At 66.1% G+C, this 25681-nt stretch carries 17 protein-coding genes; 7 read left to right on the plus strand and 10 right to left on the minus strand.

Features of this window, described 5'->3' with window-relative positions:
* Window positions 1-25: 25 nt before the first annotated feature.
* Window positions 26-2677 carry an excinuclease ABC subunit UvrA gene (locus WKB25_RS05700; protein ID WP_340569256.1) on the minus strand — a complete coding sequence of 884 codons (2652 nt, stop codon included), beginning with the start codon at window positions 2675-2677 and terminating at the stop codon, window positions 26-28.
* A gap of 200 nt (window positions 2678-2877) precedes the next feature.
* Here WKB25_RS05700 and WKB25_RS05705 point away from each other — a divergent pair, with 200 nt between their 5' ends.
* The 3 genes from WKB25_RS05705 to WKB25_RS05715 are packed head-to-tail and all read left to right on the plus strand — an operon-like array spanning window position 2878 to window position 12394.
* Window positions 2878-11601, plus strand: coding sequence for a glucoamylase family protein (locus WKB25_RS05705; protein WP_340569258.1), 8724 nt, complete (start codon window positions 2878-2880; stop codon window positions 11599-11601).
* Window positions 11602-11621: 20 nt separating this feature from the next.
* The gene (locus WKB25_RS05710; RefSeq protein WP_340569259.1) at window positions 11622-11858 is read left to right on the plus strand and encodes a hypothetical protein; all 237 of its coding nucleotides are present in this window, start codon (window positions 11622-11624) and stop codon (window positions 11856-11858) included.
* A gap of 50 nt (window positions 11859-11908) precedes the next feature.
* Complete coding sequence (locus tag WKB25_RS05715) at window positions 11909-12394, plus strand: hypothetical protein (RefSeq protein WP_340569261.1); 486 nt, start codon at window positions 11909-11911, stop codon at window positions 12392-12394.
* 45 nt (window positions 12395-12439) lie between these two features.
* On the opposite strand, the gene WKB25_RS05720 is transcribed toward WKB25_RS05715, so the two are convergent.
* From WKB25_RS05720 to WKB25_RS05740, 5 genes are all read right to left on the minus strand, one after another.
* A complete protein-coding gene (locus WKB25_RS05720; protein ID WP_340569263.1) occupies window positions 12440-13261 on the minus strand; it encodes a trypsin-like serine protease in 822 nt (273 codons plus the stop codon).
* A 303-nt stretch (window positions 13262-13564) separates the two neighbouring features.
* Window positions 13565-14146: a hypothetical protein gene (locus tag WKB25_RS05725; RefSeq protein WP_340569264.1), complete on the minus strand. Its 582-nt coding sequence runs from the start codon at window positions 14144-14146 to the stop codon at window positions 13565-13567.
* A 71-nt stretch (window positions 14147-14217) separates the two neighbouring features.
* Window positions 14218-15405, minus strand: a complete 1188-nt coding sequence (locus tag WKB25_RS05730; protein WP_340569266.1) for a serine hydrolase domain-containing protein — start codon at window positions 15403-15405, stop codon at window positions 14218-14220.
* Between the two features lie 99 nt (window positions 15406-15504).
* Entirely contained in the window at window positions 15505-17448 is a 1944-nt protein-coding gene (locus tag WKB25_RS05735) for a MacB family efflux pump subunit (RefSeq protein WP_340569267.1), read from the minus strand.
* A 2-nt stretch (window positions 17449-17450) separates the two neighbouring features.
* Complete coding sequence (locus WKB25_RS05740; RefSeq protein ID WP_340569484.1) at window positions 17451-18632, minus strand: efflux RND transporter periplasmic adaptor subunit; 1182 nt, start codon at window positions 18630-18632, stop codon at window positions 17451-17453.
* Window positions 18633-18868: 236 nt separating this feature from the next.
* Between WKB25_RS05740 and WKB25_RS05745 the strand changes: the two genes are divergently transcribed.
* The 3 genes from WKB25_RS05745 to WKB25_RS05755 all read left to right on the plus strand — a co-directional run bounded on the left by WKB25_RS05745 (window position 18869) and on the right by WKB25_RS05755 (window position 21727).
* Complete coding sequence (locus WKB25_RS05745) at window positions 18869-19585, plus strand: response regulator (RefSeq protein WP_340569269.1); 717 nt, start codon at window positions 18869-18871, stop codon at window positions 19583-19585.
* Between the two features lie 3 nt (window positions 19586-19588).
* Complete coding sequence (locus tag WKB25_RS05750) at window positions 19589-20665, plus strand: ATP-binding protein (RefSeq protein WP_340569271.1); 1077 nt, start codon at window positions 19589-19591, stop codon at window positions 20663-20665.
* A gap of 129 nt (window positions 20666-20794) precedes the next feature.
* Window positions 20795-21727 carry an ABC transporter six-transmembrane domain-containing protein gene (locus tag WKB25_RS05755; RefSeq protein WP_340569272.1) on the plus strand — a complete coding sequence of 311 codons (933 nt, stop codon included), beginning with the start codon at window positions 20795-20797 and terminating at the stop codon, window positions 21725-21727.
* Between the two features lie 15 nt (window positions 21728-21742).
* On the opposite strand, the gene WKB25_RS05760 is transcribed toward WKB25_RS05755, so the two are convergent.
* Genes WKB25_RS05760 through WKB25_RS05775 form a run of 4 tightly spaced genes read right to left on the minus strand, consistent with a single transcriptional unit; the run spans window position 21743 to window position 24550 of the window.
* On the minus strand, window positions 21743-22126 hold the full coding sequence (locus WKB25_RS05760; RefSeq protein WP_340569273.1) for a nuclear transport factor 2 family protein: 384 nt from the start codon (window positions 22124-22126) through the stop codon (window positions 21743-21745).
* Between the two features lie 42 nt (window positions 22127-22168).
* Window positions 22169-22855 carry a hypothetical protein gene (locus WKB25_RS05765; protein ID WP_340569274.1) on the minus strand — a complete coding sequence of 229 codons (687 nt, stop codon included), beginning with the start codon at window positions 22853-22855 and terminating at the stop codon, window positions 22169-22171.
* Window positions 22856-22898: 43 nt separating this feature from the next.
* Window positions 22899-23765 carry an MBL fold metallo-hydrolase gene (locus tag WKB25_RS05770; protein WP_340569276.1) on the minus strand — a complete coding sequence of 289 codons (867 nt, stop codon included), beginning with the start codon at window positions 23763-23765 and terminating at the stop codon, window positions 22899-22901.
* Entirely contained in the window at window positions 23762-24550 is a 789-nt protein-coding gene (locus WKB25_RS05775; RefSeq protein ID WP_340569486.1) for an MBL fold metallo-hydrolase, read from the minus strand. The genes WKB25_RS05770 and WKB25_RS05775 overlap by 4 nt, the downstream gene beginning before the upstream one ends.
* 165 nt (window positions 24551-24715) lie before the next feature.
* On the opposite strand from WKB25_RS05775, the gene gcvA reads away from it, so the two are divergent.
* Window positions 24716-25612, plus strand: a complete 897-nt coding sequence (gene gcvA, locus WKB25_RS05780; RefSeq protein ID WP_340569277.1) for a transcriptional regulator GcvA — start codon at window positions 24716-24718, stop codon at window positions 25610-25612.
* Window positions 25613-25681 lie beyond the last annotated feature (69 nt).

Below are 25681 nucleotides of genomic sequence, written 5' to 3' on the forward strand. Positions count from 1 at the left end.
TTCTTTCAATGCATCCGCCCCTCGATCAGCCGCCCTGCCCCAGCTCCCGCGCAAGGAAAGGCGCCGTCCTGCCTCCTTTGTCGCGGGCCACCTGTTGCGGCGTTCCCTTCGCCACAATGGTGCCACCCGCACCGCCCGCGCCAGGCCCGAGGTCGATCACCCAGTCCGCCTGCGCGACGGCGCGCATGTCGTGCTCGATCATCACCACCGTATTTCCGGCCTCAACCAGCCGCTGCAACTGGACCAGCAGCCTGTCCACGTCCGACGCATGCAGGCCGGTGGTGGGCTCGTCCAACACGTAAAGCGTGCGCCCACGCTGGCTGCGCTGCAGCTCGGTCGCCAGCTTGATGCGTTGTGCTTCACCGCCTGACAGTTCCGTGGCCGGCTGGCCCAGCCTCAGGTACCCCAGGCCGATTTCCTGCAGCAACTGCAGCGGGCGGGCGATGGCATCTTCCTCGATGAAGAACGCATGCGCCTGCTCAACCGTCATCTGCAGGACCTCGGCGATGTTGCGGTCATTCCACAGCACCGCCAGCGTGGCCTCGTTGTAGCGGGCGCCGTGGCAGGTGGGGCAAGGCGCATAGACGCTGGGCATGAACAGCAGCTCGACGCTGACGAAGCCTTCGCCCTCGCAGGTCTCGCATCTGCCTTTGGCCACGTTGAACGAAAAGCGGCCCGCATCGAAACGCCGACGGCGTGCGGCAGTCGTCGCCGCGAACAACTTGCGCACGTGGTCGAACAGCCCGGTATAGGTGGCCAGGTTGGATCGAGGCGTGCGGCCGATGGGCTTCTGGTCCACCTGCACTACCCGCTGGATGGCGTCCACATCACCTGCAAGCTGACCTCGCGTCGTCTCGATCACGGTCGGCCCTTCCGTAGGCGTGCCCTCCACTCCATCGTCTGCGGGCTCATGCCCCAGGTGCAGCAGCATCAGCTCAGGCAGTGCCTGCGCCATCAGGCTGGACTTGCCGGAGCCCGAAATGCCGGTCACTGCGGTCAGCAGCCCCAAAGGCAGCTGCGCATCCACACCCCGCAGGTTGTGGCGGTGGATGCCCTTCAACTCCAGCCAGCTGTTGGCGCTGCGCTGCCGGCTCGCGGCCGCAGGCACCTGGTCGAACAGGTACCGGGCCGTGCGTGAATCCTGCACGTGCCGGAGCCCATCGGGCTCGCCGCTGTAGAGCACGCGCCCGCCATGCTCGCCCGCCTCAGGGCCGACATCCACCAGCCACTGCGCGCGGCGCATCAACTCCAGATCATGCTCGACAACGAAGACCGAGTTGCCGCCGTCGCGCAGCCGGTCCAGCGCGTCGTACAGCGCATGGCTGTCGGCCGGGTGCAGGCCAGCCGATGGCTCGTCGAGCACGTACAGCACACCAAACAGCAACGAGCTGAGCTGGGTGGCCAGCCGCAGACGCTGTAGTTCGCCAGCTGACAGCGTCGGCGTCGTGCGATCCAGCGAGAGATACCCCAGGCCGAGCTCACGCAGTTGCCTCACACGCGCCATCACCCCGCCTGCGAGCCGCTGTGCGGCCAGACGCTTCTCTTCCGACAGTGCCAACGTCAGTCGCACATCTGGGGCCGCGGCATGCACGGCGCGACCACTGGCCGCGCGCTGGGTGCGGTCGCGGCGCGTGGCGCTTCTGCTGGTGCGTCCCCCCCGGCTGTGCGCGCTGAAATCGCCGTGCGCGATGGGCTCGAGCAGCTCCGCCAGTTGATCCAGCGGCAACCGCATGAACTCGCCGATGTCCACGCCCGCGAACTTGACCGAGAGCGCTTCCGGCTTCAGGCGCTTTCCGTGACAGGCCGGGCACAGCTTACCTTCCATGTAGCGGGAGACCCGCTTGCGCATCAGTGCGCTCTGGGTATTGGCAAACGTGTGCAGCACGTAGCGGCGGGCGCCTGTGTAGGTGCCCATGTAGCTGGGCTCCAGCTTGCGCTTGAGCGCGGCACGGGTTTCGGCGGGCGTGAAGCCGGCATAGACCGGCACGGTCGGCGTCTCCTCGGTGAACAGGATCCACTCCCTGTCCTTCTTCGGCAGCTTCTTCCAGGGTATGTCGATGTCGTAGCCAAGCGTCACCAGGATGTCGCGCAGATTCTGGCCATGCCATGCCGGCGGCCAGGAGGCGATGGCGCGTTCACGGATGCTCAGCGACGGATCCGGAACCATCAACGCTTCGGTCACCTCATAGACATGTCCAAGACCGTGGCAGGTGCTGCAGGCGCCCTGCGGTGTATTGGGGGAGAAGTCCTCGGCGTACAGCATGGGCTGATTGGCCGGGTATGCGCCTGCGCGCGAGTACATCATCCGCACCAGGCTGGACAGCGTGGTGACACTGCCCACCGATGAACGTGCATTGCTTGCGCCGCGCTGCTGCTGCAGGGCGACCGCCGGCGGCAGGCCGTCGATGGCATCCACGTCGGGCACGCCCGCCTGGTCGATCAGGCGTCGTGCGTACGGCGCTACGGATTCGAAGTAGCGCCGCTGCGCCTCGGCGAAGACAGTGCCAAAGGCCAGCGACGACTTTCCGGAACCCGATACCCCAGAGAACACCACCAGTGCGTTGCGCGGAATGGAGACATCGACATTCTTGAGGTTGTGCTCGCGCGCGCCGCGCACCTCGACGCAGCCGCTGGCGGCGGCAGCACATGACGATTCGCCAAAGGGGGTGTTGGACATCTTCGCGATCCTGCAGGCAGTAAGCGGCACGCCTCAGCGCGTGCCCGGTGACACATTCTCGCTGCTGCGGGGTGAATGGAGCGAGGGAGTTCCGCCCCGGGGGTTCGACTCCGCCAGCAAGGACCGGGAACCCGGCCTTCACAGCTACCACGGCACCTGCAATGCAACCATGCAGGACGCACCCTCCCCCTTGGTAGCCCATGCCCCACCTTCGTCGTCTATTTGGCCGCTGGCTGCGCCTGCGTCGTCGTGTGCGTTGGCGCTGGCGTGAACACCAGGCCTCGGTCCCGGCCATCGAGGCCACCGAGGGCCCACTGCGTGCCGCGCTGTACAGCGTTGAACAGATGGAGGTGTACGGCCGCGCGCTAGCGCGCCAGCACCGCGTGCGCATGCGACCCGGCCCGGAGCGCCTGCTCGAACGCCTGCAGGCCAACGAGCGGGTGCTGGAAGACGCCAATACGCTGCTCAGCAGCGTGGTACGCGAACAGCGGCCGGTAACCCCGGCTGGGGAATGGCTGCTCGACAACTACTACCTGGTTGAGGAACAGATCCAGACCGCGCGACGCCACCTGCCGCGCGGCTACAGCCGGCAGCTGCCGTCGCTTGTCTCGGGTCCCTCAGCCGGGTTGCCGCGGGTGTATGAACTGTCGATGCAGGCCATCGCGCACGGTGACGGCCGCATTGACGCCGACACGCTGGGCCGCTTCATCGCCTCGTACCAGTCGCTCGCGCCGCTGAGCCTGGGCGAGCTGTGGGCCGTTCCGATCATGCTACGCCTGGCCCTGCTGGAGAACCTGCGGCGCATGGCGGCGCGGGTGATGCGCGACGGAACCGACCGTCGCCTCGCTTCGCAATGGGCTGACAACCTCAATCAAGCCGCTTCCGAGACCCCGACCGATGTGGTCCTGGTGGTTGCCGACATGGCACGATCCGCGCCGCCCTTGACCGGCGCGTTCATCGCCGAGCTGACGCGCTCACTGCATGGGCGCGGCGGTGCGTGGGCCATGCCCGTCGCCTGGCTGGAACAGTGGGCGGCAGCGGCCGGGCAGCGCATCGATGAACTGGTCGCCGCCGAGGGGCAGCAGCAGGCGGCCGACCAGGTCTCGATCAGCAACAGCATCGGCAGCCTGCGCTTTCTGTCCACCATGGATTGGCGCACGTTTGTTGAAGAGATGAGTGTGGTGGAGCAGCGGCTGCGCGAAGACCCGATGGCCGTCTATGCGCAGATGGACTTCGCCACCCGCGACGCCTATCGCCACGTGGTGGAGAAGATCGCCCGCGGCAGCCGCATGGCAGAGGAGCGCGTTGCCACCATCGCGCTGGACCTGGCACGGACGGCGACGCTGCCGGATGGGCCGCGCACGCACGTGGGTTACTGGCTGGTTGGCGATGGCCTGCACGCCACCGTGGAAGCGGTGGCCGAGGCAGCACCGCGTCACCGCAAGGCACGGCGGCTGGCGCATCGCGTGCCGCTTGCGCTGTACCTGCTGCCGATCGCCCTGCTGGCGGTGCTGGCCACCGCGGGCCTGCTGGCAACCGGCAGTGGTTCGGTACCGCTCTGGCTGACCGCGCTGCTCGCACTGCTGGTGTTCAGCGAGCTGGGCATCGTGCTGGTGAACTGGACCGCAACGGTGCTGGTCGCCCCCAGGCCGCTGCCCAAGCTGGATTTCAGCGAAGGCATCCCTACCGCCTGCGCCACCGTGGTCGCGGTCCCCTCGATGTTGTCCAGCGTCGAAGGAATCGACGTGCTGGTCGAAGCGCTGGAGGTGCGCTTCCTGGCCAACCGTGATCCTCAGCTGCGCTTCGTGCTGCTGACGGACTTCCTCGACGCGGCGGAGGCCACGGCGGCGACGGACGACACCCTGCTTGCGCACGCCACGGCACGGATCGAGGAGTTGAACAGGCGTTATGCGCCCGAGCGCGGCGACCGCTTCTACCTGCTGCACCGCCCCAGGCAATGGAACCCGGGCGAAGGCGTGTGGATGGGGCACGAGCGCAAGCGCGGTAAGCTGGCAGCGCTCAATGCCCTGCTCCGCCTGGGCGATGCGGCCGCGTTCATGCGCATCGTCGGTGACGCAGCTGCGCTGATCGGCGTCCGTTACGTCATCACCCTGGATTCGGATACACAACTTCCGCGCGATGCGGCCCGCGCGTTCGTCGCCACGTTGGCGCACCCGCTCAACCGCCCGCGCTTCGATCCGGCGCTGCAACGCGTGGTGGAGGGATACGGCATCCTGCAGCCCAGCGTCGGCACCAGCCTGGGCCGGCGCCGCACCTCGCGTTTTGCCCGGATGTTCGGCAGCGAGCCCGGCATCGATCCGTACACGCGCATGGTCTCGGACGTCTACCAGGACCTGTTCGACGAAGGCTCATTCGTCGGCAAGGGCATCTATGACGTCGACGCCTTCGAGCATGCACTGGAGGGTCGCCTGCCCGAGAACCGCATCCTCAGCCACGACCTGCTGGAAGGTTGCTATGCACGTGCGGGCCTGGTCAGCGATGTGCGCCTGTACGAGGACTACCCCGAGCGCTACGCCGCCGACGCCAAGCGCCGTGCGCGCTGGATCCGCGGTGACTGGCAGCTGTTGCCGTGGTTGATGCCGTGGACGCCGCGCCCGGGCCCGGGATGGGAACGCAACCGGCTCAGTCTGCTGTCACGCGGCAAATTGCTGGACAACCTGCGCCGCAGCCTGGTGCCGATCGCGGCGCTGGCCTTGCTGGTGGTGGGCTGGCTGTATGCCGCAAACCCTGCTGCATGGACCGCGTGGGTGCTGGCGCTGTGGTACGCGCCGCCGCTGATAGGCATGCTGCGCGATGCCCTGAGCGTTCCGGACGACACGCCGCTGGAAGCGCATTACATCAAGGTCGGGCGCGGTACGCTGCAATCGTTGCTGCGCGCGTCCACCCAGGTCGCGTGCCTGCCCTTCGAGGCATTGCTGGCGAGCGACGCGGTGCTGCGCACGCTCTGGCGCATGGCCGTCACGCGCCGCCACCTGCTGCAGTGGAACCCCTCCAGCGAAGTCGAGCGCCACCTGGGCAGCGACCGCGGCGCGGAATGGCGGGTGATGGCGCCGGCCTCACTGCTGGCGATCGCTTTGGTGGTTGTGGTGGCCAGCGTGCGTCCGCAGGCGCTGCCGTTCGCCCTGCCCTTGCTGTTGGCCTGGGCCTTCGCCCCCGCGTTGATGGCGTGGCTGGGCCGGCCGCCGGCCGCGAGCGTGGCGGAGCTTTCCGTAACGCAGCGGGCGTTCCTGGGCCGGCTGGCGCGTCGCACCTGGTCCTTCTTCCAGGCCTGGGTGCGCGAGCAGGATCATTGGTTGCCACCGGACAACATCCAGGAGCATCCGTCGCTGGTGGTGGCACGTCGCACCTCGCCAACCAACATCGGCCTGTCCCTGCTGGCCAATCTGTCGGCGTGGGATTTCGGCTATCTGCAGCTGGGCGCGGTCGCAGAACGTACCGCCCTCACCTTCGATACGCTGGACCAGCTGCCGCGCCATCGTGGCCACTTCCTGAACTGGTACGACACCGAAACCCTGGCGCCGCTGCCGCCGCGCTATGTTTCCACCGTGGACAGCGGCAACCTGGCCGGCCACCTGCTTACCCTGCGCCAAGGCCTGCTTGCGCTGGTGGATGCGCCGGTGCTGGCGCCGCACACGTTCGATGGCCTGGCCGATACGCTTGGCGTGCTGGAAGAGGAACGGCAGCGCCATCGCCGCGACGATGCAGCGCTGGTCGAGGCGCTCAACCATCTGCGCCAGCGTCTGGCCTCAACGCGTGTGGACCGCCCTGTCGGAACGGCGGAGATTCTCGCCCGCCTGCAGGAACTGGCCGGCCTGGCCGACGCCGTGTTGGTGCAGTGGCCCGCGCCGCCATCGCCCGAGGAAGGCGAGCTGCACTGGCCGGCCCTGTTCGCCGCCGAATGCCACGCTGCCCTTACGTCGCTTGCCGACCTCCCGGCCGCTGCCAACGCGGACCACGAAGCGCCGGTGCCAAGCCTGCGCCAGCTGGCCGCGCTGGCCGGTACCATCGGTGCGGACGCACGCGCGCGCATCCAGCAATTGCAGGCCCTGGCGCACCGAGCCGGGCAGTTCTCGCTGATGGAATACGGGTTCCTGTTCTACCGCACCCGCAACCTGCTCTCGATCGGCTACAACGTCGACGACCATCGCCTCGACAACAGCTTCTACGATCTGTTGGCCTCCGAAGCGCGGCTATGCGCCTTCGTCGCCATTGCCCAGGGCCAGTTGGCGCAGGAGAGCTGGTTTGCGCTCGGCCGGATGCTCACCGAGGTCAACGGCACGCCGACGCTCCTTTCATGGAGTGGCTCGATGTTCGAGTACCTCATGCCGCAGTTGGTGATGCCCAGCTATCCGGACACGCTGCTGGACCAGACCGCACGGCATGCGGTCGAGGCGCAGATCGTCTACGGCCGCACCCTGAACCTGCCGTGGGGCGTGTCCGAGTCCGGCTACAACGCCGTCGATGCCCGCCTGAACTACCAGTACCGGGCTTTCGGCGTGCCGGGGTTGGGGCTCAAGCGCGGCCTGGGCCAGGATCGGGTCATCGCGCCCTATGCCAGCATGATGGCGCTGATGGTGGCGCCGGAAGCGGCGTGCCAGAACCTGCAGGTGCTTGAGGGATTGGGGTTTGCAGGGCGCTTTGGCATGTACGAGGCGATCGACTACACCCCTGCCCGGCTGCCGCCGGGGCAGGATCACGTGCTGTTGCGTTCGTTCATGGCCCACCACCAGGGCATGGGCCTGCTGTCGCTGGATTACCTGTTGCGCGACCAGCCGATGCAGCGCCGCTTCCTTGCCGACGTCGAGTTCCAGGCCACCTTGCTGTTGCTGCAGGAGCGCATTCCGCGCATCGGCGTCTTCCACCCACATGAGGTGGAAGCGCTGGGCGAGCACTCGGCCATGGCCGAAGACGAGACGTCCCTGCGCGTGCTGCGGGACCCGGGTGGCCCGCGCCCGGAAGTGCAGCTGCTGTCCAACGGACGCTACCACGGCATGTTGACCCATGCCGGCGGCGGCTACAGCCGCCACGGCGATCTGTCGCTGACCCGCTGGCGCGAGGACGGCACCACCGATGCCTGGGGGTCGTTCTGCTATCTGCGTGATGTGGACAGCGGCGAGTTCTGGTCTGCCGCGTACCAGCCCACCTGCGTGGCGGTGGACAATTACGAGGCGATCTTCTCGGACGCCAAGGCGGAATTCCGTGGTACGCGCCGCGGTTGCGAGAGCCATCTGCAGGTCGCCATCTCCGCCGAGGACGACATCGAGCTCAGGCGCCTGCGCCTGACCAATCGCAGCCGTCGCCCGCGCACGGTGGAGATCACCACCTATGCCGAAGTGGTGCTGGCACCCGCCGCGGCCGACGATGCGCATCCGGCCTTCAGCAACCTGTTCGTGCAGAGCGAGATCCTCGCTGCCAAGCAGGCGGTACTGTGCACGCGTCGGCCCCGTTCGCACGACGAGGTGCCGCCGTGGATGTTCCATCTGGTTGCGGTGCATGACGCGGAGGTGGTGGCGATCTCCTACGAAACCGACCGTGCGCGCTTCCTCGGTCGTGGCAATACGCCGCGGACGCCGCAGGCATTGACCGCCGATACCAACCTTTCCGGCACGGATGGTTCGGTGCTCGACCCGATCGTGGCGATCCGCGTCCGCGTAGTGCTTGAGCCCGAGCAGACCGTGCAGCTGGACATGGTGTACGGCGTCGGCGCCGACCGCCCCGGTTGCGAAGTGCTGGTGGACAAATACCGTGACCGCCGCCTGGCCGACCGCGTCTTCGACCTGGCGTGGACGCACAGCCAGGTGGTGCGCCGGCAGATCAACGCCAGCCAGGCCGAGGCGGCGCTGTACGAACGCCTGGCCGCCCACGTGCTGTATGCCGGGCCACTGCTGCGCGCGGGTGCCGGGGTCCTCCTGCAGAACCAGCGCGGACAATCCGGGCTGTGGAGCCATGCCATCTCGGGTGACCTGCCCATCGTGCTTCTCAAGGTCACCGATGCGGACAACGTGGAACTGGTCAGGCAACTGGTGCAGGCGCACGCCTATTGGCGCCAGAAGGGACTCAATACCGACCTGGTCATCTGGAACGACAGCAAGGCCGGCTATCGGCAGGAACTGCAGGACCAGATCCTGGGCATGGTGGCCGCCAGTTCGGAGACCGGCCTGCTTGATCGCCCTGGCGGCATCTTCGTGCGGCCGGTGCAGAACATGACCCACGAGGACCGCGTCCTGCTGCAGGCGGTGGCGCGGGCGGTGATCAGCGACGAGGACGGCACCCTTGCCGCGCAGGTGGGCCGCCAACCGCTGCCTCCGCGACGGATCGCGCCCCTGGTGCCGCAGGCAGTGCAGCAGGCAGTGCAGCAGGAGCTGGCGCTGTCGTCGGAAGCGACGCCGGCGCTGCCCATCATCGCCGACGCCGGACCCGACGCCGGCTTGCCCCCGGACACCGAGCACGACGACGAGATGGACGACCCGTGGCCGTTCCTTCCCTACCGCGGCGCTGGCCAGTTCGACAACGGCACCGGCTGTTTCAGCGAGGACGGCCGCGAGTACGTCGTGGTGGTGCGCGAAGATGCGCCGACGCCGGCGCCATGGGCCAACGTGATCGCGAACGCCCGTCTGGGCACGGTCGTCAGCGAAAGTGCGCCGGGCTATACGTGGTTCGAGAATGCGCACGAGTTCCGCTTGACGCCCTGGCTCAATGACCCGGTCTCGGACACGGGCGGCGAGGCGTTCTACCTGCGCGACGAAGAAACCGGTCGTGTCTGGTCGCCGATGCCGCTGCCGCGCAGGGGCACCGGGGCCTACCGCACGCGCCATGGATTCGGCTACACCGTCTACGAGCATGTCGAGGACGACATCGCCAGTGAGTTGTGGGTATTTGTCGACGTCGCCGCGCCGCTGAAGTTCTCGGTACTGCGCCTGCACAACCTGTCGGGCAGGACACGGCGGCTGTCGGCCATCGGCTACGTTGAGTGGGTGATGGGTGACCTGCGCGCGAAGTCGCGCATGCACGTGGTCACCGAGCGCGACCCACAGACTGGGGCGCTGTTGGCGCGCAACGCCTACAGCACCGACTTCGGCGGCCGAATGGCCTTCTTCGACACCGATGCCGACGGCTGCGGCTGGACCTGTGATCGCCTGGAGTTCATCGGCCGCAACGGCAGCCTGCACGCACCGGCGGCGCTGCGGCGCGAACGGCTGGATGGAAGGATGGGTGCGGGCCTGGATCCCTGTGCGGCGATCCAGGTGCCGCTGGAGCTGGCGCCGGGCGATCGTAGTGAAACCACGTTCCGCCTTGGCGCGGGGCGCGACCGCGAGGAAACGCTGGCGTTGGCACGAAGCCGTCAGGGCGCCCAGGAGGCCATCGACGCACTGGACGCGGTGCGCATCCACTGGCGCAATGTGCTGGCCACGGTGCAGGTGCGTACGCCGGACCCGGCGTTGGACGCACTGGCCAATGGCTGGCTGGTCTACCAGACCCTGGGCTGCCGCTACCTGGCGCGCAGTGGCTACTATCAGTCAGGCGGAGCGTTCGGCTTCCGCGACCAGCTGCAGGACGCGCTCGCCCTCGTACACGCTCGCCCCGAGCTGACCCGCGAGCACCTGCTGCTGTGCGCTGCACACCAGTTCACCGATGGCGATGTGATGCACTGGTGGCACCCACCGCAAGGTCGAGGGGTTCGCACTCGCTGCTCCGACGACTATCTGTGGTTGGCCCAGGGCGCATGCCGCTATCTGGAGGTCACCGGCGACGCCAGCGTGCTGGAGGAAGTGGTCGGCTTCATCGAGGGGCGCGCGGTGACCGTGGAAGAGGAAGGGTACTACGACACGCCTACACCTTCGACGCAGCGTGACACCCTGTATGCGCACTGCGTCCTCGCGCTCGAGCGCGGTTGCCGGCTGCTCGGCGAGCGCGGCCTGCCGTTGATGGGCAGTGGTGATTGGAACGACGGCATGAACCGTGTCGGCGACCAGCAGCGCGGTGAAAGTGTGTGGCTCGGTTTCTTCCTGCATGACACGCTGCACCGCTTCATCGGGTTGGCCAACGCGCGTGGCGATGCTGCCCGTGCGCAATGGTGCCAACAGCAGGCCGAGAGCCTGCGCCAGAACCTGGAACAGCATGCCTGGGATGGGGAATGGTATCGCCGCGCCTGGTTCGACAACGGCACCCCGCTGGGCTCGTCACAGAACCAGGAATGCCGCATCGACTCGATCTCCCAGAGCTGGTCGGTGCTGTCGGGCGTTGCCGCGCCTGAGCGCGCCACGCAAGCCCTGGATTCGCTCTACACGCATCTGGTGCGAAAGGACGCCCAGCTGATCCAGCTGCTCGATCCGCCCTTCGACCAGACCACGGAAGACCCCGGCTACATCCGTGGTTACGTACCTGGGGTGCGCGAGAATGGCGGCCAGTACACCCACGCGGCCGTATGGGCGGCGATGGCATTCGCACAGCAGGGAGACGCGGTGCGTGCCTGGGAGCTGGCCGGCATGATCAACCCGCTCAATCACGCGCTGGACCCGGAGGCGGTGCAGACCTACCGTGTCGAACCCTATGTGTTGGCAGCGGATGTATACGCCGTGCCACCGCACGTCGGGCGCGGCGGCTGGACGTGGTACACCGGTTCGGCCGGCTGGATGTATCGCCTGCTGGTCGAATCCCTGCTTGGCATACGTCGCGAGGGCGATCGTCTATCGCTTGCGCCTTGCCTGCCCGATCACTGGCCATCATTCGAACTGAGCTACCGCTTCGGTCGCAGCTTCTACGAATTCGTGGTGACCCGCACTGCGCAGGGCCAGGCAACGTTGCGTGTGGATGGCATGCTGCAGCCGGACCTTACCGTCCAGCTTCGGGATGACGGGCATCACTATCGTGTTGCGCTTGACCTGGGTGCGGCCCCGGAATGAACGTTCGCCCCGAAATACAGGTGCAGCTTGATGCGCTGGCCGAGATGCTGGTGCACTGGTTGGCGCAGGTGCGGCATCCGGCGCAGTTCTGGCCTCAGTTTGAAACGCTGGCTGCGGAGATCCTGGACCAATGCGAGCCTGCGGAAAGGGAACAGGCGCACGCGTGCATCCAGGCGATGCTCAAACACCATGCGCTGGAGCTGCCGGCCTGGCACCAGCGTGACGACAGGCTGCCGCCGAGGACGCCAGAGGCATGAGGGGTGGCTCCCTGCGTTACGATGCCGGGCTCAACTGACCAGAGATACGCATGCTCGTCTCCACTCGCCTGTTGCTTGCCATCGCGGCTTCCCTGCTGCCGCTTTCCGGAACGATCGCAGCACCGTCCACGCAGCCCGCTTCCACCGCCCCGGCCAGCAGCTGCCAGGGCGACGCGTCCCGTTGCCCCGCATGGATGCCCTCACAGGCCGAGATGCGCAATACCATCGCCGACTACTTCTGCGAGCTGGCCGACCAGGGGCGCATCCAGCCTCGGGTGAAGCGGTTGGTCCGCGCCGAATCCTCGCCACTGAACTGTGGCGCGCTGGCAGAGGAGCCCGGTTCGAATTTTGTCTGCGGCGGTGAGATGCGCTTCATCGGCAAGGGCGGCGAACTCGACACCATTACCTTCAGCCCTGCTCTCCGCTACGAGGAGGATGGGCGCATCGCGTTCTACGTCGGCGATGACGAGGAGGGTGAACAGGTCTGGCGGGTTCCCGCCCCGCGGTCCACCTCGACAACATGCGCGATGCGCTGAGCGTCCAACCACGCCTACCCGCCAAAGATCGAGGCGAACGGAGGATCAGCGTGACGCATCATCGCTGGTGCGCATTACGCTCTCTATCCAGTCGATGTAACGCGATACACGTACGTTGTAGACAACCTGGCCATAGAAGCCCGCTTCAAGCGCGTGCTCGGGAACGGCAGTGATCCAGGACCCGAGGCCCACCAGCTGCAAGATTCCGTGATTATTGATGATCAGAGGGCCGCCGCTGTCGCCGTTACCCAGCACGCCTTCAAGCGGCAGACCATGCGGAGGAGCATCGAAACGGTACCAGAGATACCGATCGTTACCGCCAGTAATGGCGTTGTACGCACGCCGCAGCGTCGTGCGATGCGGCCCGCCCGGCACCAGCCCAACGGCGCCATTGCCGGTGGCGCCCTTCCCAATCAGCGCTGCGATCTGTGTGACCTCAGCGGTGCCTCGATAGAGCGGCACGGCCTGTACATCATTCACGGGTGCCTGAAGCCTGATCAGTGCGATGTCATCCGTTTCGGCCAGGAACGCGTGAATCCTGGAGGGACTTCCCGTCGCCAGCGCCTCCTTACCCAAGGCCTCCGGCATTCTCCTGTAGCCGGAATGCAGGAACACGCGCTCCACGCCGTAGCCCCTTCCATTGATGGTGATTGTTGCTCCCATCCCTTCCATCGGTGCCGCATGCGCCGCCGTCAATACCCATCTGGGAGCGATCAGAACGCCATGCCCCTCGCCCGGCATGTCGGCCAGAGCAGGAAACTCCGTTCCGTCGATCCGGTATCGGGCATCGTCAACGTCATCGCGGATGACGACCGCCCCGGCGGCGAGCGGGAGTGCGGCAAATAGCAGAAAGAGCCAGCGGTTCATCGTTCATCCTTGTCGTCATCTGCGCAAGCCTAGCCGAACGCATCAACACCGGCGATGGATGTGCGACCAGACCCGGTGGGGACTGATGAAAGGATGGAAACGACGACTGAAGCGCAGAAGCGCTTGAACGCCACGCCCGCGTCTTGTTGATCCCCCGGGGCCAGACAGGGTGAAACAGGCCCGAGAATGGCGACCCGATGAGTGCACCGGACGGCGGATCCCGCGCACTCTGACATGTCGCTGCACGTGGATCTGCACTGCCCTTCGCCGGTTACCTGATCGGTTCCGATAGGACTCCGGACCTCACCGTGTGACGTACAGGCACCCGGCTACGGCGATCGGCACTGGGTCGGCCTCGATGCGCTGGGCCACCAGTGCCACCACTTCGATGCCGTCGCCGTGGGCCTCCGGCGCTGACCGCACCACGCGCATTCCTGCAGGGGCACCCTGCGCCCCCGACGTGTCGAGGGACAGGGCCTTGCTGAGGTCCGCAGCAAGGGCTTCATCGAAGACGGCCACCACGGAACTACGCGACAGTATCAACCGCGTGGATGGATGGCCGAAGACGAGAACCGGGGCGGGAAGCTGCATTTCCGCAACAACACCGGGGATATCGCCCAGTGCGTTGCTGTAGCCCCCGGCCTTGCCGGCGATTGGTTGCCAGCCAGCCGACGGCTTTCCGCTGGTTGCGATGTCACGCAACTGATAGGCCAAGGTCCGGAATGCCGTGCGATCGGCCTTGCAGGACACGAGCGCCAGCGCTCGATCGATGTCTTCCTGTTTGGGAGCGGTCTTGCGGATCGATTCTGCCGCTGGCGCGGCGGGCGCCACGGCAAGCCCCAGGCCTGCGAGCAGCAGGACCACGTTCAACTTACGGATGATCAAGACGAAATACTCCTGCCTGGGGGTGCCAAGACCGCTCGGCACTACACCGACAGACGGAAAGCACGGGGTCGCTAACGGGAAATCCCACCACCAGCGGGAGCCTCCCGCGCGGCAATCGTCTCGACCAGCGTATCGATCGCCGTCTCCATGGCGCGCGCCGTCTGGTCGCCGCTCTGGTTGGTGATGACGAAGATGCCAAGATCATACTTGGGCACGATGTAGATGTAGCACTGCGAACGCGGTACGCCACCATGATGGGCATAGTAGATGCCCTTCAGGCGATCGCCGGCGACGATGTTCCAGAAGTAGCCGATGCTGAACTCGGAATCGAACTGGACCAAGGGGCGATGCGATTCCTTTACCACGGGCCCATTGTCCAGCTGGAACCTGAGGTACTTCACCATTTCCGGGACGGTCGCCTTCACGTTTCCGGAGGCGCCCCATGGCAACGGCGGCATCGGTGTGGTTGGAACCGGGTTGTCACTGTGATAGCCGACTGCAAGCCGGGCCGCTTCGGCGTCGCCCAGCTGGATCCTGACGCCGGTCATTGCTGCGGAATCGCCGAGAAATCCGCGCAGCAGCGACGCGTAGTCACGCTTGTAGACGGTTTCCAGGATATGCGCCGTCAGCTCCGTCCCGGCACTCGAGTACGCGTAATCCTTGCCGGGCGCCCGGCCGATCTCGACGATGTGCAGGTCCTTGAAGAAGTCAGCCTTGCCATAGCGCGCGTAGATGGCGTTGAGTTCGCCGGGCGTACGATGATCGGTGAAGTCTGCCAGCACCGTGTTTGCGCGTTCCGGCAACATGTTCGGCAGGCCGCTGGTGTGCGACAGCAGGTGGCGGATGCGGATGGGCTCGCCCTTGTACTGCAGGTTCGGGTAGTCTCCCTGCAGGTACTGTCGGATATCGTCGTCCAGACGCACCTTGTGTTCCAGGATGGCATTGGCCATCAGGGTGCCGGCCAGGGTCTTGCTCAACGAACCGATCTCGTAGAGTGTCGCATCGGTTGGAGGGCCTGGCTTCCCGGTTTCCATGTCGCCGCGATGACGGATGAATTCCTCACCCCGGTACACGACGCCGATCGAGGTCGAATGAAGCAACGGCTGCTGGACCAGCGTCGCGGCAACGTCGTCGATCTCCGCACCCAGATCCTTCGCTGGAACCTTCTCGCTGGCGCAGCCTGCAACCAACAGCGCGGCGGACGCCAAGAGGCAGCTGAGCCATCGCCTGTTTCGGACACTCATCGAAGTCGCGTGCATGCGTCGCTGCTTGAAGGTAGGTACGGAATGGGGCCTTAAGATAGCCGATGGCCAAGGTCCGCGCCTGTGCCTGTTCTCACGGCTGGCCAAGCCCGCCACCTACTCCGCCGCCAAGGCTTGGATCGGGTCCAGCTGCGCGGCACTGCGCGCGGGGAAGTAACCAAAGGCCAGGCCGATGGCCGACGAACACGCCAGTGCGACCAGTACCGGCGCGGCGGTAAACAGGAACGGTACGCCCAGCGACAACAGGCTGGACAGCGCACCCGCACTGAAGGCCAGCAGCACGCCGAGTACGCCGCCGAAGAGGCAGATCAGCACCGCTTCGATCAGGAACTGGCGCAGGATGTCGCCTTGCCGCGCGCCCACGGCCAGGCGCACGCCAATCTCGCGCACGCGCTCTTTCACCGATACCAGCATGATGTTCATCACCCCTACCCCGCCCACAATCAAGGCCACGGCGGCGATGGCCGACACCAGTGCGGCCATGGTCTGGCTGGACTTCATCACCGCCTTGCGGATCTGGTCGGCGTTGTAGATGAAGAAATCGCGGCTGCCGTGCCGGCGCTGCAGTTCGGTGCCCAGCAAGGCTTCGGCTGCCTTGGTCGACACGTTGTCGCGCACGCGCACGATGATGCTCTCCAGCCGTTGGCTGCCCATCAGGCGCGATGATGCCGAGGTATACGGCACATAGACAGTGGGCGTTGCACCGCCGGCAAAGGCGCTGGCGCCGACCACGCCGATCACCTCTACCGGCATGCCGCCCAGCAGTACGGTGCTGCCGATCGGGTCGCCGCCGAACAGCGCCGTGGCCGCTTTCTGATCGACCACGCCCACCGCACGATACGCCTCCACTTCGTGCTCGGTGAAGAAGCGCCCGGCCCTCAGGCGCAGGCCGCGTACGCGCGGCATATCTGCGCCAACGCCCATCACCTGGGTGTTGGCACGCCGGCTGCCCTGCAGCGCAGCCACCGAACCGCTCAAGGACGGGCTGACGCTGTCCACGTAGCTGAGTGCGGCCAGATGGTCGGCATCCGCGACCACCAGCGTTTCGATTTCTGCCGAACGCGGGTCACCGAAGTCGGCGCCCGGGAAGATCTCCAGTGTACTGGCACCGAGCTCGTTGATCTGGGATTCCACCTGCGCCTGTGCGCCTTTGCCCAACGCCACCACGGTGACCACGGCGGCCACGCCGATGATGATGCCGAGCATGGTCAGCAACGTGCGCAGGCGATGGGCCAGCATCGAGCGCACTGCCATGTGCGCGACCTCGCGCACGCCATCCAATCGAGCACGCCGCTCGGTACGCGATGACTGTTCGGCCTCGGACGCGGATCTGGCGCACGCAGCCGCACGACCGCCCGCACCGCGATCGGCCACGGCGCGCCCGTCGGCGATCTCGATTACCCGCGCCGCGTGGGCGGCAACCGATGCATCGTGGGTCACCAGGATGACCGTGTGGCCCTGCGCATGCAGGCGCTTCAACTCGGCCATCACCTGTTGGCCACTGGCATGGTCCAGCGCTCCGGTGGGTTCGTCGGCCAGCACGATGGCACCGCCGTTCATCAACGCACGGGCGATGGACACGCGCTGCTGCTGGCCGCCGGACAGCTGGCTCGGTCGGTTGCCGGCACGCTCGCCCAGCCCCAGCGATTCCAGCAGCACGCGCGCTCGCGCCGTGCGCGCCGGGGCATCAACGCCTGCGTAGATCGCTGGCAGCGCTACGTTCTCGGTGGCACTCAGATTCTCCATCAGGTTATAGCGCTGGAAGATGAACCCGAAATGTTCGCGGCGCAGGCGGGCCAGCTCGTCCGGAGGCATCTGTTCTGTGGCCGCACCGTCTACGCGGTAACTGCCTTGGGTGGGGCGGTCCAGGCAGCCGAGGATGTTCATCAGCGTTGACTTGCCCGAGCCCGATGGGCCGATGATGGCGATGAACTCGCCGGCATCGATGCGCAGCGATACATCCTTCAGCACCACCACGTCACCGGCGGCAGTGCTGTAGGCGCGCGATACGCCGTGCAATTCAAGCAGCGCGTGGGTCATGCTCACATCCCCAGCAGGCTGGTGGCCTGCGGCTCGCCGCCACTGGAGGCCTGGCCGACCACCACGTTCTCGCCAACCCGCAGGCCGGACAGGATCTGCACGGCGGTGGCGGTGCGCAGGCCGGTGGTCACCGCGCGCTCGTGGGCACGCCCCTTGGCATCAACCACGCGCACGCTGCCGCGATTGTCGTCGCCACTGTCCGACGCGGTCAGTGCGGTCAACGGCACCTGCAGTGCGTTGCTGGCCCGGGCCAGCTGCAGCGTCACCTTCACGGTCATCGAAGGTTTCAGCTTCAGGCCAGGGTTGGCCACATCGAACAGGCCTGCGTAGTACACCGCCTTCGGTGTCTGTGTTGAACTGCCTGTGCTGCCGGCGGCGACGTCGGCAATCGAGGATGGCGCGGGCTCCAGCTGCTGCAGGTGAGACTCGTAGCGCCGTCCACTCGGCCCCAGCGTCGAGAACCACAACGGCTGGCCAGGCGCGATCAGTCCCACGTCGGCCTCGGCGATCTCGGCACGTACGGTCATCGTGTCCATCTGCGCCAGCATCACGATGGTCGGCGTGGTCTGCATGGAGTTCAGCGTCTGCCCGGCCTTGGTGACGATGGCGACGATGTAGCCGTCGGTCGGCGAGAGAATGCGGGTATAGCCCAGGTTGATCCGGGCCGTTTCCACCTGGGTCACCGCCTGGTCGATCTGCGCCTGCAATGCAGCCGCCTCCGAGCGTGCCGCATCGCGGGCCACCCGCGCGGCCTCGAAGCCCTCCTGCGAGACCAGCCGCGATGCCACCAGCTGTGACTGGCGATCAAGCATGCGACTGGCCTGCGCATAGCGAGCCTGGCTGGCGGCGTGCTGCGCGCGCAGTGCGTTGGCGGATGCTTCAGCACTGCGCAGGGCGATGCGCTGCGGTTGCGAGTCGACCTCGGCGATCAGGTCACCGGCCTGCACGCGCTGGCCCAGCACCACGTGCAAACGTTTGACCTGTCCGGACACCTGCGCGCCCACCGCCACCAGCGCCTTCGGATTGACCCGGCCTACCGCCTGCACGGTCTTCTCCAGATCAGCCACCCTTGCCGGCGCAGTGATCAGGGCGCCATCATCGCCATCGGCGAACACCCACCAGCCGGCACTGCCCGCAAGGGTGGCCACGGCGGCGGCGATGATCAGAGTCTTGCGGGTTTTCATCTGGATGCCCGACTGCTTGCGGTCACCCATCGCGACCACCAAGCCCTCAGTCTGGGGGCCTGGGTTGGACGTTTCCTGGAGCCCGTGTGGAGATCGCATGGAGCCGGGGCCTGCGTTCAGGTGCACCACCCGCCGCTGAACCCGTCGGCGCGGGTCCACACAATCTCGACACAATCTCGACCGGGTCTCCATCAAGCAACGCTAGCCTCGCTGGGGTCATCCGCCCCCTGCCTGCAATGAAGCGCGATATCCGCACCCAGCAGATGCCTTTGATCCTGATTGCCGAAGATGAAGGCGAAATCGCCGATATCCTTGGCGCTTACCTTGTGCGTTCCGGAATGCGCAGTGTCAGGGCCAGCGATGGCGAGGCGGCGCTGGCGAGCCACCACCAGCTGCGCCCCGACCTGGTGCTGCTGGATGTACAGATGCCCAAGAAGGACGGCTGGCAGGTGCTGAGCGAACTGCGCCGGCGCGGCAATACCCCGGTCATCATGCTTACGGCACTCGACCAGGACCTGGACAAGCTGACCGGCCTGCGCGTGGGCGCCGACGACTATGTGGCCAAGCCGTTCAACCCGGCCGAGATCATCGCGCGCATCCAGGCGGTGCTGCGCCGTAGCGCCCCTTCCGGGGCCGATGTGACCAACGGCGTGATCCGCCAGGGGCCATTCGAGATCGATCTGAGCAGCCACGATGTGACGGTCCATGTCGAAGGCCAAGGACATGCGTTGACTGTCACCCTCACTGAATTCCGCCTACTGGTGCACATGGCCCGTGCGCCGCGCCAGGTACATGCGCGTGCCGATCTTCTGCACGCCTGCCTGCCCGAGGGCGATGCCCAGGAGCGCACGGTGGACAGCCACGTGAGCAAGCTGCGCCGCAAGCTGGAGGACGTGGGCGTGCGCGGCATTCCGGCCACCATCCGCGGCGTTGGCTACCGGCTGCTGGGCTGACGGATGACCACCAAAGGCAAAAGCATCGGCCGCCAGATCACGCTTTCGATCGTGGTGGCATCGCTGTGTTCGACAGTACTGTCGATCGCCGGCTTCTATCTGTTCTATTACCTGATGGAAGTCTTCTACCCGCGCTGGTACGACACGCCGCAGACGATGTTGCCGTCGGGGCTGGAATGGCTGTGGATCGGACTCACTGCCACCGTGGTCATCGTATTGGCTTCGCTGATCGCATCGCGCCTGACCTGGCGCATCATCACCCCCTTGAACTCGGTGGCCGAAAGCCTGCGCCGCGTGGCCAGCGGCGATCTGGATGCACGTGCACGCGGCGACCACACCTCGATGACCGAAGCGGCCACGCTGGTGAGCGACTTCAATTCCATGGCCGAGCGGCTGAGCCGGATGTCGCAGAACCGGGTGTTCTGGAACGCGGCCATCGCGCACGAACTGCGCACGCCGATGACCATTCTGCGCGGTCGTCTGCAGGGCATCGCCGACGGTGTGTTCGAGCCACGGCTGGAGCAGTTCACCAGCATGCTGACCCAGCTGGAAGGCCTGACCCGCATCATCGAAGACCTGCGGGTGGTGAGCCTGGCCGAAAGTGGTCATCTGGACCTGCGGCTGCAGCGCAGCGATGTCAGCGTGCAGGTGGCTGCGGTAGTAGAGGCGATGTCCGTTGCCCTGGCCGAGAGTGGCTTTTCAGTGACGCTGGAGGCGCGCGCCGCGCTGGCGGACTGCGATCCGGCACGCATCCGCCAGGCGGTACTGGCCTTGCTGGAGAACGCGCGCCGGCACGCTACCCCTTGTCCGCTGCGGGTATATGTGAAGCTGGCCGAGGGACACTGCACTGTGACCGTGGACGACGGCGGGCCCGGCGTGCCGGATGAACTGCGCGACAGCATCTTCGAGGCCTTCCAGCGCACCGATGTGTCGCGGTCGCGGCAGAGTGGCGGTTCCGGACTCGGCCTGGCCGTGGTGCGCGCGATCGCCGCAGCCCATCACGGAACGGCACAGTGCCGGCCGAGCGGGCGTGGCGGCACCGTGTTCGAGATCCGCTGGCCGGTGCACGCCCGTCGCTGAACGCCGCCGGTTTCTCCACGCGATCTCCATCGTTCCTCCATCCTCGCTCCAAGGCGCTGCCGATACTGGGTGCGGCCGGGGAGAAGCCTTCGTCCATCCCCTGCCCAGTCTCGCTCCACCCAGGTTCCCATGAAGCACCCACACGATCCGGCTGCTGCAGCCGGCAGCATCGGCCAGCAGAACGCGGCCGCCACGTTGAAAGCGATCCTGCGCACCTATCCCTGGCAGCTCACCGGCACCTTCTCGCTGGTGGCGCTGGAGAATGCGCTGCTGCTGGCCTATCCGCTGTTCGCCGGTTTCGCGGTGGATGCGATCATCCGTGGCAACGTCGGCCATGCCATTTCCTACGCCGGCGTGGTGCTGTTGTTCTGGCTTGTGGGTGCCGCCCGTCGCGCAGTGGATACGCGCACGTTCACCCGCATCTATGCCGACCTGGCAGTGAATGTGGTGCAGGCGCAGCGACGCATGGGCCAAGCCACCTCCACCTCGGCGGCGCGCGTGGTGCTGGCGCGCGAGTTCGTCGACTTCTTCGAGAAGCACGTGCCGATCATCGCCACTGCGCTGGTATCGATGTTCGGTGCGGCGGTGATGCTGCTGGTGATCGAGCCCCTGGTTGGCGCGGCCAGCCTGGTGGCGCTGCTGGGCGCCCTGCTGTTGCTGCCCTCGTTCGCGCGACGCAACGAACAGTTGCACGGTCGTTTGAACAACCGGCTGGAGCATGAAATCCGGCTGGTGGACCGGGTCAGCCCATCGGTACTGCGCCGCCACTACAGCACGTTGTCGCGGCTGCGCATCCTGCTGTCCGATCGCGAGGCCGGTGCCTTCGTGGTGGTGGGCGTGGCAGCGGCGGTACTGTTCGCCTTGACCATTGCCCGCCTGGCCAGCGCTGATGGCGTGACCCCGGGGCATGTATACGCGGTGATGACCTACCTGTGGGCCTTTGTCGGCAGCCTGGACGATGCGCCGTCAATGGTCGACCAGCTGGCCCGGCTGAAGGACATCGGCCGCAGGGTCAGCCCGGGGATGGAGGATGCGCAAGACAGCGCCCATCCTGGGCCATGAGCAGCCGTCGCCACTCTAGGCGATTGCCTCCATTGCCGGGGGCAGAGCAACAACGGAGCCGCCCAGCACCTGCCAGACACCGGCCGTCTTCCCCCAGAAGCGGCAGTACTTGAAGCGGCCGGAGAATGCTGCGCCGTCGAAGGTACCGGCCAGATCTGCAGTGGTGAGCGCAACGGCCGTCTGATCATGCATTGCGATTTCCACAGAGTGCCAGTCGGCCACGCTCAATTTCTGGCGGCCGGAACGATGCAGCGCCAGATCGTCCTGCTTGCCAAAGACCTCGCCCGAGGGGCCCACAAAGATCAGGTCGTCTGCAATCAAGGCGTCCAGCGCTTCCGCGTCGCTGCTGAGCATCGCGATACGTAGCGCTTCTTCGAGTTGCCGTATTTCAGTGTCCATGCGGGCTCCATAGCGAATTGCTGTATCAGTGAGAACCTACCATCACTCCCGATGTGCTTCGGGCGCCAGCGTATGGATCACTCTACCCTGTGCGTCCAGGAACTCGATTGCCCCGTAGCCTTCCGGCGTCACGGTCAGGCGCAGTCTGGCGCGATCCTGTTGATCGTTCAGCGCAATCGCGGGGGTGCCATCGGCCGCCACAGCCATCTCAATGCGGGTTGGGGTCTGCACGCCGGGAATCAGGCGATTGTCCAACCGCGGCTCGCGCGTCAGCGGCGGGGCCTGGTTGATAGAGAACCGCACGTTCCCGTCAGGCGACACGCGCCAGCCAATGGCATCCATGGCCGGGTGGTCAAGCGCCAGTACCGCCATGCCGCCCTTCACGTCGGCGGTTCCGAAGCCACCACGCTCACTCCCCTCGTGGTCGTACAGCACCATGCCCGCGACATTGAAGGCTCGCTTGTACTGGATGCCGTCGATGATGGGTGGCGGCGTCTGGCCTGAGAGCGTCATTCGGATCACGCCGTTCTCGTCGACGATGTCGATCCGGCGGGCCGTGATGCGCTCTTTGTCAGGGGCCTCCACGCGGGTCTGCGGCGTGGTGCTGACGATCAGCTTCTGCAGCTGCTCGACCGAAGGGCGTTTGGGACTGATCGTTTCCGCTGCCCGGGAGGTCACGGAAAGGGAAGAAAGCGCGATGACGATCGCAATGCGGCTTGCTCGATTCATGGGTTCTCCCAGGGCCAGGAATGATTCACGCGCGGGTATCGGCCTACGTCGGCCACGTCAGCCACGCGCCCGGTTCGACGACCTGCACGGCGACTACGCGGTCACGGGCAGCCTTGCGAAGGCGCCCCAGCGGGTCGTCCACTTCCACATACTTGTCCATTCCGCTGATGCCATAGTGAATGGGCACCAGCGTGCGTGCGCCGAGGATTGCCGCCGCTGCCACCGCCTGCTCCGGCGTCAGTACGCCAGGCTGTCCACTTGCGGGTTCGCGCCAGCCGAACGTGGCGCCATTGATGGGGAGGAAGGCCGCATCGAACGGTCCGAACTGGCGGCCTATGCGCCACCAGTGGCCGTGCCATTGGGTGTCGCCGCCATGGAAGATGCGTCGGCCGCCCGCTGTTACCACCCAGGACACCTGCGTATCGCCGTAGCCATCCGATGCTGGTACCGGCGTTGCAGTGAAGTCGCCCAGCAGTTGAGGCTCCCACAGCACACTTGGCCGTGCCCGTGCGGCTGCGGGCAGCGGCATGGGCTGCAGGCCAGCTGGATAGGCGAGTGTTCCGCCTTTGCTGAGCGCCGCCGCAACCGCATCTGCATCGAAGTGATCGGAGTGGGTGTGGGTGACCAGCACGTGGCTTTCGCCCAGCACATCGTTCACCGGCACCAGCCGGTCCGGCAGCGCCTTGCCCCACGTTGCGGGATTCACCAGCGGATCAATCAGCAGCGTGCCTTCCGGCAACTGCAGCCGCACCCCGGCCCACGCCAATCGCTGAGCGCTCAGGGTGCGCAGTGCCGCCGGTGTGGCTGCGGCGCCGGCAGGGACCAGCGCTGCAGCGGCCACACCGGCGCAACTGGCAAGGAAGCGTCTGCGACTACCCAGCGCAGGCGCGTTGAGCGGATCGTTTTTCATACGGCCTGCTCCCTTGCTGCCAACGCGGCATCCAGGGAGAAGATCGACTGCGCGACGATCGCCGTGAGGTTGTGTCCATGCCATTCTCGTTCGAATGCCGTCGGCGCTACCCCCGGCGCAATGCAATCCTCCAGCCTGATGGTTGCTATCAGTGGCGTGGCTTCCGCTGGTGCGGCTCGCAGCCGGATGTCCACGACGATCTCCTGCATTCGCCGCAGGTAGTGGAGTGCATTGCCCAGCACCGGCGCATCGAAGACACCGATATGCCCACCGACCACCCTGCCGCGCCCGAACTGCTGGATACGGCCGATGGCGGCGCGCTGCAGTGCCGGGTCCGATCGTGAGAGATAGACGATGTTGCCGACGATGTTGTCGCCCACGCAGACCAGATCGGCGGTCGGTACATCCACGGTCATGTGGTCCATCGTTTTGCCTGGGTTGTACAGGAAGCGCAACTGGTGGCGCCCCCAGCGCATGACGAAGTTGTCGAACACGATATCCGGATCGCGGTAGAACGATGCCACCGGTCGGTTCTGCGAAAGAAGGGCGTGCCGATGATGGCGGTGCGCCAGGGTCAGCGCCTCCGGAAAGAGCGTCATGCCGCAGATGTGGTCGCTCATGAAATGGGTGGCTGCAACCAGCCGCACCCTTTTGCCCATCTGCCCCTGCAGCACCTCTCTCAACCAGGTGGCATCCTCCTCGCTGCCCAGCGCATCCACCAGCAGCACCTGGTCACCGTTTACGAATGCGGTAGCGACCGATTCAACCTCGTCACCGACGAACATCAGCACATCTGGGGCGAGCTCCTGAATACGCACGGCGGCCTTTCACGGTGGGAGGATGTGCATCATCGCCAGCCCATGCAGCGCCCGACAAACGAGTATTTCTGCGCTTCGCGTTAGAAAAATTCATGCGATACGATGGCAGTACCCCTGCCTTGGAAGGCGCTTGTGAAAGCCCGCCCCACTGCTCCACTGAATGCGCTGCGCACGTTCGAAGCTGCTGCCCGCCACCTCAGCTTCAATCGGGCGGCACGCGAGTTGTTCGTCACCCCGGCTGCGGTCAGCCACCAGGTCAAACATCTCGAGGCCTATCTGGGTGTAAGCCTGTTCCAGCGCACTCACCGCGCCGTCGCACTCACTTCGGAGGGTGCGGCGCTGGCAACAACGGTCGGCGAGTTGCTTGGGCAGTTGGACCTGGCGCTGGACCGCGCCAGGACGCGAGCACCGCTCGAGCTGCGGGTGACAACCATGGAATCGTTTGCCGCGAAATGGCTGGCCGCAAGGCTGCACCTGTTTCACCATGCGCACCCCAACGTCCGGGTGCGCATCGACACCGGCGATGAACATGCTGACTTCCTGCGCGGGGGATTCGATGTAGGCATCCGCTACGGCGCGGGCAGCTACACCGGCGTACACGCAGAACTGCTGATGAAGGCGCCAGTGTTTCCGGTGTGCTCGCCAACGCTGTTGGCTGACAGCGCGTGCAGGCTGCAGCAGCCAGATGATCTGCGCCACTACACTTTGCTGCACGATGAAAGTGCCACGGGCCGCCCTGGCGTACCCGCATGGTCACACTGGCTGACGGCTGCGGGCGCTACCAATGTCAACGCCAGCGCCGGGCCCGTTTTTTCCAGCATCTATCTTGCACAGGAAGCAGCGGTGGCGGGCCACGGCGTGGCGCTCGGCGTAGCGCCGCTGGTGGAAGATGATCTTCGGCAAGGCAAGCTGGTGAAACCCTTCAGCCTGGAGCTGGAGAACCATTACGCATTCTGGTTGATCTGCCGGGAAGTGGCTCAGGATCGTCCCGATGTGGAGGCGTTCTGCAAATGGCTGGTTGCGGAATAACAGTGGGGTGACCGGCCACCACAGGCCCGTGCGCTCTTACAGCAGTTCATGGGGAAACAGTGGGCAGGC

The sequence above is a fragment of the Stenotrophomonas sp. G106K1 genome (genome assembly GCF_037969685.1).
GTDB classification, from domain to species: domain Bacteria; phylum Pseudomonadota; class Gammaproteobacteria; order Xanthomonadales; family Xanthomonadaceae; genus Stenotrophomonas; species Stenotrophomonas lactitubi.